Annotated in this window: 11 protein-coding genes; 1 reads left to right on the top strand and 10 read right to left on the bottom strand. The window is 55.6% G+C overall.

The genetic code is table 11. The features are described from left to right. The first annotated feature begins 10 nt into the window (after positions 1–10). On the top strand, positions 11–868 hold the full coding sequence (locus tag MT343_RS15195; RefSeq protein WP_145466285.1) for a class I SAM-dependent methyltransferase: 858 nt from the start codon (positions 11–13) through the stop codon (positions 866–868). Between the two features lie 19 nt (positions 869–887). Here MT343_RS15195 and MT343_RS15200 read toward each other — a convergent pair whose 3' ends face one another. The 10 genes from MT343_RS15200 to MT343_RS15250 form a co-directional block, all read right to left on the bottom strand. After that, positions 888–2,069, bottom strand: a complete 1,182-nt coding sequence (locus MT343_RS15200) for a response regulator (protein ID WP_145466287.1) — start codon at positions 2,067–2,069, stop codon at positions 888–890. Between the two features lie 156 nt (positions 2,070–2,225). Further along, positions 2,226–4,853 carry a LuxR C-terminal-related transcriptional regulator gene (locus tag MT343_RS19605; protein WP_145466289.1) on the bottom strand — a complete coding sequence of 876 codons (2,628 nt, stop codon included), beginning with the start codon at positions 4,851–4,853 and terminating at the stop codon, positions 2,226–2,228. Between the two features lie 163 nt (positions 4,854–5,016). Next, complete coding sequence (locus tag MT343_RS15215) at positions 5,017–5,745, bottom strand: PepSY-associated TM helix domain-containing protein (RefSeq protein WP_145466291.1); 729 nt, start codon at positions 5,743–5,745, stop codon at positions 5,017–5,019. Next, positions 5,729–6,259 carry an FMN-binding protein gene (locus tag MT343_RS15220; protein WP_145466294.1) on the bottom strand — a complete coding sequence of 177 codons (531 nt, stop codon included), beginning with the start codon at positions 6,257–6,259 and terminating at the stop codon, positions 5,729–5,731. Before MT343_RS15220 ends, MT343_RS15215 begins: the two co-directional genes overlap by 17 nt. Position 6,260: 1 nt before the next feature. Next, positions 6,261–7,373 (bottom strand): porin, encoded by a 1,113-nt coding sequence (locus MT343_RS15225; RefSeq protein WP_145466296.1) that lies wholly within the window; start codon positions 7,371–7,373, stop codon positions 6,261–6,263. Between the two features lie 227 nt (positions 7,374–7,600). Further along, positions 7,601–7,921, bottom strand: a complete 321-nt coding sequence (gene grxD, locus MT343_RS15230; protein WP_145466297.1) for a Grx4 family monothiol glutaredoxin — start codon at positions 7,919–7,921, stop codon at positions 7,601–7,603. An 82-nt stretch (positions 7,922–8,003) separates the two neighbouring features. After that, on the bottom strand, positions 8,004–11,702 hold the full coding sequence (locus MT343_RS15235; protein WP_145466299.1) for a hydantoinase B/oxoprolinase family protein: 3,699 nt from the start codon (positions 11,700–11,702) through the stop codon (positions 8,004–8,006). A gap of 53 nt (positions 11,703–11,755) precedes the next feature. Then, positions 11,756–12,019 (bottom strand): hypothetical protein, encoded by a 264-nt coding sequence (locus MT343_RS15240; protein WP_145466301.1) that lies wholly within the window; start codon positions 12,017–12,019, stop codon positions 11,756–11,758. Then, on the bottom strand, positions 12,016–13,146 hold the full coding sequence (locus MT343_RS15245; RefSeq protein ID WP_145466303.1) for a PepSY-associated TM helix domain-containing protein: 1,131 nt from the start codon (positions 13,144–13,146) through the stop codon (positions 12,016–12,018). Before MT343_RS15245 ends, MT343_RS15240 begins: the two co-directional genes overlap by 4 nt. Before the next feature lie 14 nt (positions 13,147–13,160). Next, positions 13,161–15,329, bottom strand: a complete 2,169-nt coding sequence (locus tag MT343_RS15250; RefSeq protein WP_186435748.1) for a TonB-dependent receptor — start codon at positions 15,327–15,329, stop codon at positions 13,161–13,163. Positions 15,330–15,378 lie beyond the last annotated feature (49 nt).

Raw genomic sequence — 15,378 nt, forward strand, 5'->3', positions numbered from 1 at the left:
GGGATGTTTTATGCTGGCCAGGAATGCTTTATCCACCACCCTGCTGATCACATTCAGTGCAGCATTAGCGGTTTCGCTCAGCGGCTGCAGCAGTCCGGCCGGTAACCCAAATGCCGCATCCCTGAGCAGCAACACCGTCGCCACACAGGTCAACAGCAGTGTCCGGCCAGCAGCAGACCGTGCCCGTGACCGTTATCGCCATCCGGCCGAAACACTGACTTTTTTTCAGCTCGAACCCCATCACACGGTGGTGGAAATCTGGCCGGGCGCGGGTTGGTACAGTCGCATTCTGGCACCTTATCTGCGAGATAAGGGCCGGTTTATTGCCGCCCACTGGGCAGCGGATTCTCCGGTCACGTTTTTCCGTAACAGCCGCGCGGCGTTTGACCGGGAGTTTGTACAATCAGACCAGCCATACGGGCCGGTTCATGTGCGAATGCTTGAGCCGCCACGCCAGAACCAGTTAACCGCTGATATACAGGCCGACCGTATTCTGACATTCCGTAATGTACATAACTGGATGCGCAACGATCAGGAGCAAGCGATATTTAACAGCATGTTTGTTGCTCTTAAAGCAGGAGGGGTTCTGGGCGTGGTTGAACACAGGGCACCACCGCAGTTCAGCCGTGCACAGATGATTGAGTCCGGCTATGTCAGTGAAGCCTACGTGCAGAAACTGGCTGAAAAGGCTGGATTTATTCTGGACGCAAGCAGTGAAATCAATGCTAACCCCGCCGACAGTAAAAACTATCCTGCCGGGGTGTGGACCTTACCACCGACACTGCGGCTGGGTGAAACCGATAAAGCCAGATATCTGGCTGTTGGTGAAAGCGACCGCATGACGCTGCGTTTCCGTAAGCCTCTCTGAGAGGCCGTCGGTTTAATGATTATGATTCGGTGTCGTCATTTTTCGGCATCATATCCAGCAGAGCCTGTACCTCCTGCGGATCAACATGGTCGGCAGAAAAGACCCGGTCAACCTTCTGCAGAAACACATTAAGCCCTTCATCCACCCGGATACCCTCGTTAAAAACGCGGTTGGTTTCAGCGATGCCGGTTTCCATTATCTTCTGCATTGCAGCTTCCTGACGCTCATCCATTCCCAGAAACTGCAGGCTCTGCTCTACCCCATCGGCCATGTTTTCAACCACATCGGCGATATCGCGCATCACATTCTGATAAGACACATCCACCGCTGACATCATATAGCTCATCTGGCCACTCAGGCGCTTTACCAGGCGGCTTTCCAGCGCCAGCGACTGTAAGTTATCCAGTGCCTGAATACGCGCATCACAGCCCTGCAACAGCGAGAAAACATTATCTTTAATGGCGCCGTATTTTTTCTCGTCATCCACCGGCATATTTTTCACCAGCAGCGACACGCCACCATAATTCATAATGGAGCGGCGGCCAAAATCGACATAACGGCCTTTGTCTTTGCATTCGCTCATCAGCACAGATTCCATATCCTTGGCCATGCCGTTGGCTTCCATATTCTTTACGCCATAACGGCTGCGCATCTGCAGACTGCAGTTAATGCCGTAACTCTGCAGCGCCTGAAACAGACGCATACCCAGCTCATCGATATTGCTGCAGCGGTTTACATCGAGCAGAAACTGGATATTCACGCCCAGATCGGACGTATCAGACATGGCGATAAAGGCCATTTCGTTGGCTTGTTTCAGCTGCATCTTCAGCTGATCGTTGGCAATTTTATTGAACAGCACCCGGTCGAGACGGGCTTTCAGTTCAAACATCATCGACGGCGACAGGTAATCATCGCACCCGGCGTCATAGGCATCGAGTTTATGCTGCAGCGTTTCTTCGTTTTCCAGCACAACAACCGGAAGCTCGCTGTTGTCTTTCAGCTGACGACAGGTATCAATGACAGCATCCGAGGGAATGCTGTTGCCATCAATCAGAATCAGTTTGAGGTCGTGTTCCTGCGCCAGCTGCTGCGTCTGAGAGACGCTGTCGGCCTGCAACAAATGGTATTTTTCGTCCAGCAGGTTACTCAGCTGTTCATTAGGCTTTTTGCTGAGTACAACTGCTTTATATCGCGTCGTCATAGTCGGTCCATCAAATCCAGTCCTTCTCAATGTTTAGTCGAGGAAGACACATCCCGCCAGCCTGCGGGATGATCTAGGGCCACCAGAATGAGTCTTCATTCCGGCAACGGAGATAACAACAGATATAACAACAGAGAAAGGAAATGACCGGGACGGTCAGATAAGTTGCAGTTCTTTGGCGCGATGAATAGCCTGGGTACGGCTCTTGGCGGCCAGTTTGACGTTAATTTTGCGGGCGTGGGTTTTAACTGTATGCAGGGAAATAAACAGCTGATCGGCAATTTCCTGATTGGACAACCCCTGGGCAATCTTGCGCAGAACTTCCAGTTCACGTTCACTGAGACTAACACTCAGCTCCGCCGGCTCACTGTCCGGACGCTGTGGCAGAGAATCACTGAGATTCGGCACCCAGACCAGCAGATCCAGACCAATTCCCTCACGCTGCAGCACACGACCCGACTGCAGGAAAATCTGCTGGCTTTCGGTGTGCTGATTCTGGGCGCGCAACGCGGCACCACGCAGTAATTGCAGCAGCATCATGCTCAGGTTGTTATTACGCTGGCGCAGCCAGCTGTCGATTTCGTGCAGGCACTCAGCGGCTTTACCGGCCAGCAGATATAACCGGGCCTGGGTCGCAACCGCCAGTCCCGGCAGCATAGGAAATAACTCCGGCCGTGGCAGCTGCGCGCAGCTCTGCCCCTGTAACAGCTGATCAATACAACTTTGTGCCCGGCTGAGCTTACCCTGAGAAATCCAGACATTGGCTTTCACCATGATCAGCCACTGGTAGCTGTCCACTTCGACCTGCCAGCGCTGCATAAGCCGCTCTGCACTGTCGAGGGCATTCAGTGCCGCAGCATAATCTCCGGCAGCGGTAAAACGCATCGCCATAATGGCATAGCCGTAACAGACGCACACATCATGAACTTGGGTACTGGCCGAAATGCCCTGCTGCAGGGTTTCATCCAATAAGGTGTCATCATGACCGCCAAGCCAGCGCAACACGGCACGGTAGAGCAGTAAACGACCGCGCGGTAAACGTTCGCCGTGCTCACCATAGCCACTCAGCAGGGCCAGGCCACGCTCAACGATTTCGCGGCTGTGAGCAATATGACCGCGATTCAGTTCAATGCGGGCGTAATCAAACAGTGCCAGCGCTTCCATCGCCGGAGCGTTATTCTGCCGTGCCAGATCCTGCGCCAGCCGGTTCCAGATACGCGCGCCATCGGCATCGTGCTGTGCCAGACGCAGCTGCGCCAGCGTTGAACTCATCAGAATCCGCAGGGTAAAACGAGCCGGCGGCAGGTTTTCCAGAGCCTGCTTACACAAAGGTTCGGCCTGGCTTAACTGACCTTTTAACCGCGCCAGATAGCCCTGCAAGGCAGCCTCTTCAAAGCTGGCCAGACACTGGCGTTGCAGCAGGCGGCTGATCATATCTTCGGCTTTTTCACGCTGATGGGTCAGCAACCACGACCAGGCGGCAATGGCCATCAGACGTGGCGAGGAGTACAACAACTCGTCGCCCAGTAATTCAAACCATGACAACAGACCGGCGATATCCAGATTGGCCAGAATGGTTTCGGCCTCATGTTCAACCCAGTCCTGTACTTCCTGGCTGAGGCCCGCTGCACGGGCATGATGCAATGCAGCAACCGGCTGCTGTTGCTGACTGAGCCAGTCATAAGCCAGACGATGAAGATGACTGCGCTCCTGCTGGGGCAGCTGTCGCGCCAGCAGGTCAGCCATCACCGGATGCATGCGGAACCAGCCCGCACGGTGCAGTTGTGGCTCAATAAACAGGTTCAGGCGTAAAGCCTGCTGCAACGGCTGATGGTAATCCGCCGAGCCGGTGCAATGCTGCAGCAGCTCTTCATTAAAACTGCCCAGCACCGCAGCCTGCTGCACAAACTGCTGCACATCTGCGGGTAAACGATGCAGGGTTTCACCCAGCAGATAATCGCTCAGCTCCTGTTGCGCCAGCTGTGCCGCCGGCTCTAGCGGTCGTCCGGCGGCGCGGTAACAGGCCAGCCATATCGCCAGTCCGGCGGGCCAGCCAGCCAGTCTCCGGATCAATTGCTGAATCTGTTGCGGACTGATATCCACACCATGCAATAACAACAGCTGTTGGGTTTCATCATCGCTGAAAGAAAGCTCGCCGACGCCCAGCCAGCCCAGCGCAGAGTTCAGCCGCAGACGGCCAAGGTGATTGGGGATATAGCGCGATGCCAGCACCATGCTGACACCAGCAGGCAACTGCTCAACAATCAGGTTCAGCACCTGCCAGCTGTCGCTGTCCTGCAGGCAGTGCACATCGTCGAAGCACAGCAGCAAAGGCCGCTCGAAGCTGGCCAGTTCCTGCAGCCACAGCAGTAACACCTGTTCAACGTCGACGTGCCCGCGGCGGCCGGTTTCGTGCCAGTGCGCCAGGGCATCGGTCGCCACACCGGGCAGCTGGCGTTCAGCCGCTTCGAGGAAATGGCGCAGAAAAAAGGCATCGGGAGTATCGCGACTGTCGAGGGTCAGCCAGATAACAGAGGTGCCGTTACGCTCGGCCGCTCTGGCGGTATCGCCCAATAAGACGGTCTTACCGTAACCGGCGGGCGCGTTAACCCACACTACACGGGTCTGCTCCAGCGCGTTCAGCAGCAGCGGCGCACGGTCGAGTGCGTGTACCGGCGCATCCGGGCGACGGCCTTTGAGCAGCACCCAGGCGGCTACCGCTTTCTGATCGAGGGATTCCAGCCAGGGCGACTGTGACGCGTCGGGCTTTGCTGTAAACACCATGAAAACTGTCTGACTCGGCTAACGGATCAAAAACCGCCGTCACAGGCTGATTGCAGCGACATAGCGGCGGCTAAGTTATGCAGCATATTACACGAAGTGGCGCATCTGTACTCATCAGCGATGGCGATGACCATTCTTTACCGATCAGCTGTGATTCTGCGGTTCAGAAACCACGCTTGCGGCTGAACCAGATCCAGGCTCCGGATAATGCCAGAAACAGCAAAATCAGCGCGGCAACATCAACCACCCAAACACCCCAGCTGCCAAACCAGCGGCCGGAATGCAGATCCAGCAACACCCGCTGCCAGCTGATGGACTCATTACGTGCTGTGGCCAGTTCTGGCGGTAAAACCTGCAGCACTGCCGCAGGTTCGGCAGGTGCTGTCGCCGCCGTCAGCTGATAGCTGAGCAGGTCCAGCGCAAACCAATCCTGGCCAATCTGCAGTTGGTAAGCATCGTCCTGCCAGACCACCGCAGTGACCAGCTCTTCACTGAACAGCGAGGGTTCGAGCACTTCCAGCAGCTGATGGTTGTTATCCAGCAACAGCCACTGGCTGCTGCAATCGACAAACTGCGAATCATCACTCCGCGCATAGCCCTGCAGCTGGCGACACCCGGTTAACACCTGCTGATCCAGGCGCAACTGACCATCGGCACTCCACAACCAGTGAGCGTCCACAGCAAAGCCCAGTGGGCGACTGAGTGCATGCTGGTAAGGCGTAAGAATCAGTGAGTTCTGAGGATAAAGACGATCGAGGCCGGTGGCGGCAATATGATTCAGCAACAGACCGGTCAGGGTGACCAGAATAACAATCAGCGCCGCCAGCAGGCCGGCACGGCGATGCCATTTATGCAGCCAGAAACGGAGTTGGCGTCTAGTGGAGGTTTTCATCCGGGGCGGCTGTCCAGCGATCGAGAAGGAGCGCGAGTTTAGCAACTTTCTCCATACTGCGCACCGAGTAGGTGGCACCGGAAATACCGTCGATATTACCACTCAGCTCACCATTATCGGTTAACTGCAGCCTGGCAAACTGCGCGGTAAACGCCGGCAAACGGATCTCATCACCGCGGATTTCGCGGAACACCATAACTTCAATCCGCTCAATCACACCGTTGTGGGTCAGCACCGCAAAGGTAATGGGTTTTTCTTTGCCGATTTCACTCAGCACCCATAAGTTGTGGCCGTTATGCGTCCAGTATTTAACCCGTGCCTGACGCAAATCGTAACGGATATGCTCACGGGCCTGATCTTTCTGCTCAGCACTGAGCCATAATGTGCGCGCTTCCTGCCCTGCCGGAAACCACTCGGTGAGCAGCTGCGGCAGGGTCAAATAAGTGCCTTTGCCCAGCGCAACAGCGCTGGACAGCAGCAATATCAGAGGCAGAAAAACGCGCAGTAACCGCATATCAGAAGCTGTAGCCTACGCCCAGGTTGTAACCGGTGGCCGCCAGATCACCGGCCGCTTTTTCGCGGTAGTAATCAGCTTTGAATACCACGGTCTCAGCCAACCAGTAGTTCACACCCACATCGTGGCGCTCGGCTTTGGAATCGGTACGGTCGCCAGCCTTGGTATCCCAGCCGCTGTTACGGTAGAACACACCGACATCATTCATGCGGTAAGACGGCTCAACATAGAAACCGGTCTGCTTGGCGGCACCGGCGGTGATGGCATTGATATCTTTATCCAGATCCCATTGCGCATAGAGTGCACGCAGTTCAAAACCATTGTTCTGATACACCGCATGGGTTTCGATCAGACGGGCGCCGATTTCTTTGGTGCCACTGCCCTGCAGCAGGTCGTCCTGATACTGCAGAGTCGCAGCCAGTTCCAGACCCGGTACCGCGGTGTATTTAACGCGTGCGGTGTAGGCCGCTTTATTCGCTGGTGCTTCAGCAACCTTCTGACGGCCTTTACGTAACTCACCGGTAGCCGTATTCAGACCGGAGTGCATCGCTACATCGTAGCTCAGGCCGTCAGCGATTTTACCGCTCAGACCAGCACCGCCTTCCCACCAGGTGGTCGGGATGATTTTGTTCTCAACGCTGTTACGCTCAACGCCGTAGAAGGTATCAGGCTCATGGGTTTCGTTGAGGATACCGACAGGAATCAGGAACAGACCGGCTTTGGCGCGGGTATTGGCGCTCAGGTCATGTTCGATGTAAGCCTGCTCCAGCTCAACCTCACCCGGCTTACCATCGCCAGCCAGACTGTGCTCCAGCTCAAATTCAGAGAAGAAGCGGGTACGCTCGTTGAATTCTTTGCTGAAGAACAGCACAAAGCGGTGGTAATCAATTTCGTTGTCAGTGCCATTAGCCAGGTTCAGGTGCATTTCACCGTAACCACCGATATTTACACCACTGTTCTGGGTTGCGGCACCTTGTTGTTCAACGGTATCGGCCAGACTGTTCAGCTGAGATTTCAGCGCTTCAATTTCGGCTTTCAGTTGAGCGTTATCGTCGGCCAAAGCCAGATTGGATGAGGTGATGGCAGCAGCCAACAGCAGAGCACGGGTTTTCATAGCGTTAAATCCTTTGGGATAAATGGCAATAAAATCGGCGTGCAAGATAACATAAACAGGAATCACTTCAATATTTAAACGCTAATTATTATTGTTTATAAATATAACAAAATACGCCTGCCTATAACGGGATACCTCTTACGGAAATACCTTCCTATATCTTTATTCCCTGTACTGCAGACATAAAAAACCAGCCCGGAGGCTGGTTCGTCATGCTGCAAAAGGGCTTATGCCTGTGGCGCCGCTTCTTCCAGCAAAGGCTTGAGTTCACCTTTGGCGTGCATCTCGGTGACGATATCGCAACCGCCAATCAGCTCACCCTTTACCCACAATTGTGGAAAGGTTGGCCAGTTGGCATATACCGGCAGATTGGTGCGGATTTCCGGATTGGAAAGAATATCCACATACGCAAACTTCTGACCACATTCCATAACCGCCTGCACAGTACGGGCAGAGAAGCCGCACATCGGCTGGTTTGGTGAGCCTTTCATGTACAGCAGAATGTCGTTGCTTTCGATCTGGTCTTTGATGACCTGCATGATATCCATAGGTCTTCTCTCTCAAACGTTGAATGGAAATTGCGGCGATTCTAACACAAAGCAGCAAAAGCCTGACAGCGCCACTGGGGTATCAGCCATCGGCGGTACTGCCAAAACCACCACCACCCGGGGTGTGGATGCAGAACAGGTCACCGGCTTCCAGCTCGACACAGGCGCAGCCGGATAAGCGCTGCATCCGCCCCTGATGGCGCAGCACAAAGTTCACGCCAGGCTTGCCGTCACCGCCGCCCTGCAGGCCGTGCGGCGCAACCTGGCGGTGGCCACTGATGATATTGGCACGCATCGGCTGCAGAAAACGGATATGCCGCTCCACACCATGACCGCCAGCATACTGCCCGTCGCCACCGGACTGTGGCCGCACATGAAACCAGTCGAGCACCACCGGAAAACGCTGTTCCAGAATCTCGGGGTCTGTCAGGCGCGAATTGGTCATATGACTGTGCACCGCGCTGGCGCCGTCACCCTGCGCACTGGCACCGATACCGCCACACAGGGTTTCGTAATACTGCAGCTGCTGATTACCGAAGGTGAAATTGTTATTGGTGCCCTGACAGCCGGCCATTAAGCCCAGCGCCCCCATCACCACATCCACCAGATACTGGGCCGTCTCGACATTGCCCGATACCACCGCCGCCGGATATTGCGGCGCAATAATGGAAGCCTGTGGCACCTTAACCGTTAACGCGCGGAAAAAGCCGGCATTCAGTGGCATAGGTTTGGCGACCAGCGCGCGGAAGCTGTAAAGCACCGCTGCCATCACCACCGAGGTCGGCGCATTAAAATTGCCGGGATGTTGCTTCTGTTCTGCACTGTATTGCGTACCGGAAAAATCGACCGTGGCATGGCGATGCTGCCGGTCAACCTCAATGCACACATTAAAGCAGGTACCATCATCCATTTGCGCGCTGAATTCACCGGACGGTAAATCCGCCAGACAGTCACGCAACGTCTGCTCGGCGTTATCCATCACATGCTGCATATAAGCCGTCACCTGTGGCAAACCATAGGCCGCACATAAGCGCTGTAATTCCGCTGCACCTTTTTCGCAGGCGGCCAGCTGAGCCATTAAATCGGCAATATTCTGATCCGGATTACGCGCCGGATACGTAGCCGCCGCCAGAACCTTACGGATCTCCTGCTCTTTAAGCTGGCCATCGCGCATTAAAATCAGGTTATCGAGCAGTACGCCTTCTTCGTCAATATGGGTACTTTCTGCTGGCATCGAGCCCGGTGTAATACCGCCGATATCGGCATGATGACCGCGCGCGGCGACATAAAAATCGGCTTTATTACCCGCCGTAAATGGCCGGATAAAAACCGGCTTAACCACCGTGACATCGGGCAAATGCGTGCCGCCGTTATAAGGAGTATTCAGCACAAAGGCATCGTCAGGGCGCATATCCGTATGCCCCTGCATCACCACTTTAATGCTTTCGCTCATTGAACCTAAATGCACCGGAATATGCGGCGCATTAGCGACCAGCTCACCATGGCCATCAAACAACGCGCAGGAAAAATCCAGCCGCTCTTTAATGTTCACACTGCTGGCGGTTTTCTCCAGCACAAAGCCCATCTGTTCGGCGACCGACATAAACAGATTATTGAATATTTCCAGCGTCACCGGATCGCGCTGAACCAGGTTACTGGCAGCCGCCGGTAGTTCTTCACCCTGATCACTCAGCAATAAAGCCCCGCTTTTTAACACTTCAAGCTGCCAGCCGGGTTCCACCACAATGGTGCTGTTGGCATCGGTTAATAACAGCGGGCCTGGTGCAATAAAACCCGCCGACAGCTGCGTACGCGCCAGTACCGGAACGCTGTGCCATTTCCCGCCCAGATATAATTGTGCATTTTCCTGTGCGGCTTGTTCGCCGCTGGCAAAAGGAATTGCCGGAGCGCTGTTTCCGGCGGCTACCAACTCCAGCTGTACCGCATCTAAGCGCAGGGATTTATGAGCGGCAATAAAACCAAATAATTGCTGGTGCTGCTGTTCAAATTCGGCACGCATAGCAGCAGCGTCGGCAAAGCTGACCAACAACTGGGTATCGGACCCCTCATAACGCAGATAGGCACGGCGCAATTCCTGAACGGGGTTTTCTTTGTCCGGTGTGAAATCGGCCTGCTGCATTAACGCCGCGAATTTTTCTTCTGCGCGGGTCAGCGCCGCAGCATCGGTTAATGGTATTTCTACCGCGTCTTCGCCCAGCCAGCGCTGCTCAGCCAGACCGATACCAAAGGCCGATAACACCCCCGCCAGCGGATGCAGATACACCTGTTTAATATTCAGCTCGGCCGCCACCAGACAGGCATGCTGGGCGCCGGCACCACCAAACGCATTGAGCACATAATCGCGGATATCATAACCACGCTGCACCGATATTTTTTTCACCGCCGCGGCCATATTATTCACCGCAATGCGCAGAAAACCGGCGGCTATTTCTTCCGGCGAATATTCCTGACCGCTGTCGTTGCGGATCTGTACTGCAAGCTCGCTGAATTTCTGCCGCACAATATCGGCATCCAGTGGCTGATTCTGTTCAGGGCCAAATACATGGGGAAAATGCTGTGGCTGTAATTTACCCAGCAACACATTGCAGTCGGTGACGGTTAACGGCCCGCCATTACGGTAACAGGCAGGGCCGGGATAACTGCCGGCGGATTCCGGCCCGACCTGAAAGCGGCCATCAGAAAAATGCACCAGCGAACCGCCACCGGCGGCCACAGTGTGAATATTCATCATCGGTACGCGTAGTTTTACGCCGTTAACCTCGGTCAGGGTTTCACGCTCCAGATCATTATTCAGTGTGCCGTTAAAATGGCTGACATCGGTCGAGGTTCCGCCCATATCAAAACCGACAATGCGGTTAAAACCATCGGCCTGGGCGGTACGGACCATACCGACCACACCACCGGCCGGGCCGGATAAAATCGCATCTTTCCCCTGAAAATTCTGCGCCGCACATAAGCCACCATTGGATTGCATAAACTGCAGTACCGTCGGCGGCAACGCCTGCTCCACCTGATTAACATAACGGCGTAATACCGGCGACAAATACGCATCTGCCACCGTGGTATCACCACGCGGCACCAGTTTAATTAACGGACTGACGCGGTGACTTAATGAAATCTGTTTAAAGCCAAGCTGGCGGGCAATATCACCGATTCGGATTTCATGCTGCGGATATTTATAGGCGTGCATCAGCACCACGGCGATGCTGTCGTAACCCAGTGAGCGCGCTTCAATTAACTGCACCAGCAGGGTTTCTTCATCCAGCGGATAATCCACCGTGCCGTCGGCCAGTATACGTTCCGGTACTTCGTACACCCGTTCGTATAATGGTTCTGGCTGATCAATATGAATGGCAAAAATATCCGGGCGGGTCTGATAACCGATGCGCAGCTGATCGCGCAGACCTTTACTGATGCACAGTAAAGTGCGCGAACCTTTACGTTCCAGCAACGCATTGGTGGCCACCGTTGTGCCCATTTTTACACTGGCAATGGCGCTGTCGTAGTGCGGATAACGGGCCTGCAGCTGACGGATGCCTTCAACCGCCGCATCGGCATAATGCTGCGGATTTTCCGACAGTAATTTATGGGTAATTAATTCACCGGCCGGAGTCAGGGCAACGATATCGGTAAAGGTACCGCCGCGGTCGACCCAGAATTGCCATTGCCCGGAGTGCGCCGGCCTCTCAGCAGAAGAACCGGTGGCAGAAGAATCCGCGGCCGAAGAATCCACAGAGGAAAAAGAAGAAACTGAAGACATGATTCCACCCGTAATTTACTGCCAGCGATCATACCAGCAAACAGCGGGATTCTTCAGAAACTGAACAGCGCTGCCGCCACAGGAATCAGCAACAGTAACAATGCCCGTCCTAACCAGCGGCGGGCACTGAGTAACAACAGACGCAGTGCTTTTTCCTGCCCCAGACGCCGTTTATGGGCTTTTTCTCCGGCCGCAGGCGGCTGCTGCAACAGCTGGCGTAATTGCCAGAACAGCACCACCGACCAGCTGCCATACAGCACAAACAGGCAGATCCCCAGCAGCATCAGCGCCAGAATCAGCAACGGCAGTAAACTCATGAGCGCCGCCTCTGCCACAGTACAATGCCACCTGCCAGCAACAGTCCGCCCGTCAGTAATAATGCCAGCGCCCACAGCAGCACACCGGGCAAGCCGAACACAAAGCCGGTGTGCAGACCGTATTGCAGAAAACGCAGACTGATCAGCGCCTGTGCTCCGGCGCTTTGTGATACCTGCGGCTCTGACGAGGGCACCGGCCAGATATCCACCTGCTGCAACAGGCTCAGATCGGCCGGGTGCAGAAAGAGATAGTGTTGCGGCACCAGACTGAGGCCATCGCGGGCAACCATTCGCAACTGATAGTTAAAGGCCGGAGGCCGTGGCGTCACAATACCGGTCAGCTGATAGCCCGGCAGCAGAGCTTCTGCCCGGCTCTTTAAGGCCAGAAGATCGGGCACTGCCGCAACAGCATCCGCCGTCATGCCGGTTGCCACCGGACCTGCCATCACCGTTTTCAGCGCCGGCTGATCGAGTTGCCCGGCGCTGAGCAGGCTGTACAGCGGCGCGCGCCAGGGCCAGCAGATACCGGTAATCACCATCACAATCAGCAGCGGCGTGATATACAGGCCGCTCAGCGCATGCCAGCGGCGCAGGCCATCGGCTTTGCCACTCAGTAAACGCTGCGGCAGAAAATGCTCGCGGCTGAGCTGAATCCGGTCGCCACGCACCAGCCAGAGTAACAGGCCAAGCAGACAACTGAGCGCCAGCAGCACGCTGCTGATCGCCACCAGCTGACGTCCGCCCTCACCCAGTAACAGCGTGCGGTGCAGTGACAGTACCCAGTTGAAAAAACCGTCACTCAGGGGGCTGGCGCTGCCATCGGCGGCCAGCTCATACGAGCGGAAGCCGTCGGCGCAGCGCAGATACAGACGCGGCTGAGCAATCAGAGGTGAAGAAAGCCCCAGATAACTGACCGCGCAGCCGGAATGCTCAGCCTGCAACACCTCCATGCGTTGCTGCAGCCTTTGTGTCGCTGCCGGAGGCAGAGGCTCCGGCGCACGCAATCCTGTCTGCAATACCGGCTCCAACAGCAACAGCAGCCCACTGAGCAGAATAATCAGCAGCGGCAGGGCCAGCACCAGGCTGCCCCACAGATGCAGGCGGCGAAACCAGTAATAAGCGGTCATTCAGAGACTCGTTGTCAGAAGCTGTGCTCGTACGCCAGCATCAGACTGCGGCCACGACCTTTGTAATAGCGCGCAGTATTACCGAGATCGGAGGTCTGTGCGTAGTAATCAAAGTAATCGCGGTTCAGCAGGTTACCGAGCGACAGGCTGGTCGTGCTGTTGTTGCCACGGTAGCTGACGCTCATATCCACCAGCGCATAGCCATCAAAAGACTCGGCATTGGCGTTGGCCTGACCGTGGAAGCTGCGGTCAAAGTAGTAAGTGCTGGCCAGACGCGCACTGGTGCGGCCATTCAGCTCGTAGCGGGCATAGGCCGAGAGTTTATCCGGGCTGATATTAGCCGCACCCAGGTCGCTGTCGAGACTGCCGTTTTTATCGGAGTCGACGCGGCCAAACAGCTTCGAGTAGTAACCACCGATTTCCAGATCGTAACTAAACATATAGGCGGTCTGCAGTTCGTAACCGTGGGTGCGGGTTTTCTCGCGGATCACTTCGTAGCTGCCATCGCCATTGGTGTCGGCCAGGCGCGAACCAAAGGCCGAGGTCGAACGGAAGTAACTGGCTTTCAGACTCAGCGCTTCGCCCTGATAGTTGAAACCGGTTTCGTAGTTATCGGTGATGATCGGCTTGATACGCACCAGATCATCGACATCCTGACCGTCGGTGTTAATACCACGCAGCACCAGACCCACATCCGGCATATTGAAGCCTTCGCTGTAGGAGATATAAGCGTTCAGGCCATCACTGATGCGGTAGGTAAAGCCGAGGTTGGTCAGCAGTTCGGAGAATTCATCATCACCACCAGCCACATCGCGCGAGCCGTAGTTATACAGCGTGGTGAAATCATCCACCTGCAGTTTGGCGGTCTCGTAACGCGCACCACTGGTCAGTTGCAGACGATCGGTCAGGGCGTAATCAAGTTGGGCAAAAGGCGCGTAGTTATCGAACTTCATTTCCGGCACCCAGGTACGGCCGGTCATCGCCAGGGTCTGTTTCGATTCATCACGCACCCAGTCAAAGCCCAGCACCCAGTCGAGTTCATTCAGCAGGAAATCGTCACGGTTCCAGCTCAGGCGTACACCACTGCGCTGCACTTCAATCTGCGACTGATCGTAGATGCTCTGCGTCAGCGCACCACTGCCATCGTACTGGCTGCCGTAAGCCGGGTCCTGAAAGGTTTTGGTCTGGGTTGCGCCGTACAGCGAGGTACGGTCGAGGTAATAGAACTTACCGCTGAAGTTACCACCGGCCAGATCACGGTCGCTGTAGCTCAGCGCGGCGGCGGTGGCTTTGTTGCGGTTCGGATCGCCCACCTGCTTGCCTTTTTCGGTGGTGGCGGCAATGCCCTGATCGCGGTCACCCGGTACGTTGCGGTAATCACCGCTGTTTTCCAGATCGTAACGGTTGAGCATCAGCTCCACCCGGCGGGTAGCCGACAGATCCATACCCAGTTTCAGCAGCAGATCAAGGGATTCAGAATCCATCAGATCGCCGTGGGTTTCGTTCACGGCAATTTTGTCGCCGTTGGCATCGTAGTACAGCCCGCTGTTCTGATACTGCGCCGAGGCCAGCACATCGTAAGCGCCCTGCTTGCGCTGCAGCGAGCCACCCAAGCGGTATTCAAAACCGTCGCCGTCAAAATCGTTGCTGCTGGTCAGCGCGGTATTCAGACGGATTTCGTTATCGCCGTCGGCGGCACTGCGGGTAATAAAGTTGATGATGCCGCCGGTTGCGCCCAGACCCATGGAAGCGTTGGCACCATGTACCACTTCAATCCGCTCAATCAGCGACGGGTCGATGGTGAAGCCATCACGCGAGCCATCTCGCAGCGGGTTGGTCTGCGGAATACCATCCACCAGAATCAGCGGCGAACGGCCACGGAAACTTTCGGAAGAACCGGTCATTTTCTGGCGCGACGGCGCAAAGCTTGGCAGCAGGCGGCTCAGTGCGCTGGTCAGATCGCCGCTAGCACCAAGAGTGGCCTGCAGGGTTTCACGCTCGATGACCGTCACCATATGCGGGATGGTAGCGACATCACGCTCACCACGAACGGCGGAGATCGTAACCCGGTCCAGCGTTACTTTTTCCGCTGGCGCAGAAGCGTCAGGCGGAAGCTGTGTGTCTGCGGCATAAGCCACCGGAGCCAGCAATGCTGGAATCATCGCAAAAACAGCAGTTTTCATGGGCATGTCCTGATACGGATTGGTAATTAGCAATACGAAAGGACGCGAA

The sequence above is a fragment of the Venatorbacter sp. C2-1 genome, from assembly GCF_022832715.1.
Taxonomy (GTDB): Bacteria; Pseudomonadota; Gammaproteobacteria; order Pseudomonadales; family Oceanobacteraceae; genus Venatoribacter; species Venatoribacter alkanivorans.

Coding starts and splice junctions, on each gene's coding strand:
- MT343_RS15195 (WP_145466285.1), top strand. CDS start 11: ATGCTGGCCAGGAATGCTTTATCCACCACCCTGCTGATCACATTCAGT.
- MT343_RS15200 (WP_145466287.1), bottom strand. CDS start 2,069: ATGACGACGCGATATAAAGCAGTTGTACTCAGCAAAAAGCCTAATGAA.
- MT343_RS19605 (WP_145466289.1), bottom strand. CDS start 4,853: ATGGTGTTTACAGCAAAGCCCGACGCGTCACAGTCGCCCTGGCTGGAA.
- MT343_RS15215 (WP_145466291.1), bottom strand. CDS start 5,745: ATGAAAACCTCCACTAGACGCCAACTCCGTTTCTGGCTGCATAAATGG.
- MT343_RS15220 (WP_145466294.1), bottom strand. CDS start 6,259: ATGCGGTTACTGCGCGTTTTTCTGCCTCTGATATTGCTGCTGTCCAGC.
- MT343_RS15225 (WP_145466296.1), bottom strand. CDS start 7,373: ATGAAAACCCGTGCTCTGCTGTTGGCTGCTGCCATCACCTCATCCAAT.
- grxD (WP_145466297.1), bottom strand. CDS start 7,921: ATGGATATCATGCAGGTCATCAAAGACCAGATCGAAAGCAACGACATT.
- MT343_RS15235 (WP_145466299.1), bottom strand. CDS start 11,702: ATGTCTTCAGTTTCTTCTTTTTCCTCTGTGGATTCTTCGGCCGCGGAT.
- MT343_RS15240 (WP_145466301.1), bottom strand. CDS start 12,019: ATGAGTTTACTGCCGTTGCTGATTCTGGCGCTGATGCTGCTGGGGATC.
- MT343_RS15245 (WP_145466303.1), bottom strand. CDS start 13,146: ATGACCGCTTATTACTGGTTTCGCCGCCTGCATCTGTGGGGCAGCCTG.
- MT343_RS15250 (WP_186435748.1), bottom strand. CDS start 15,329: ATGAAAACTGCTGTTTTTGCGATGATTCCAGCATTGCTGGCTCCGGTG.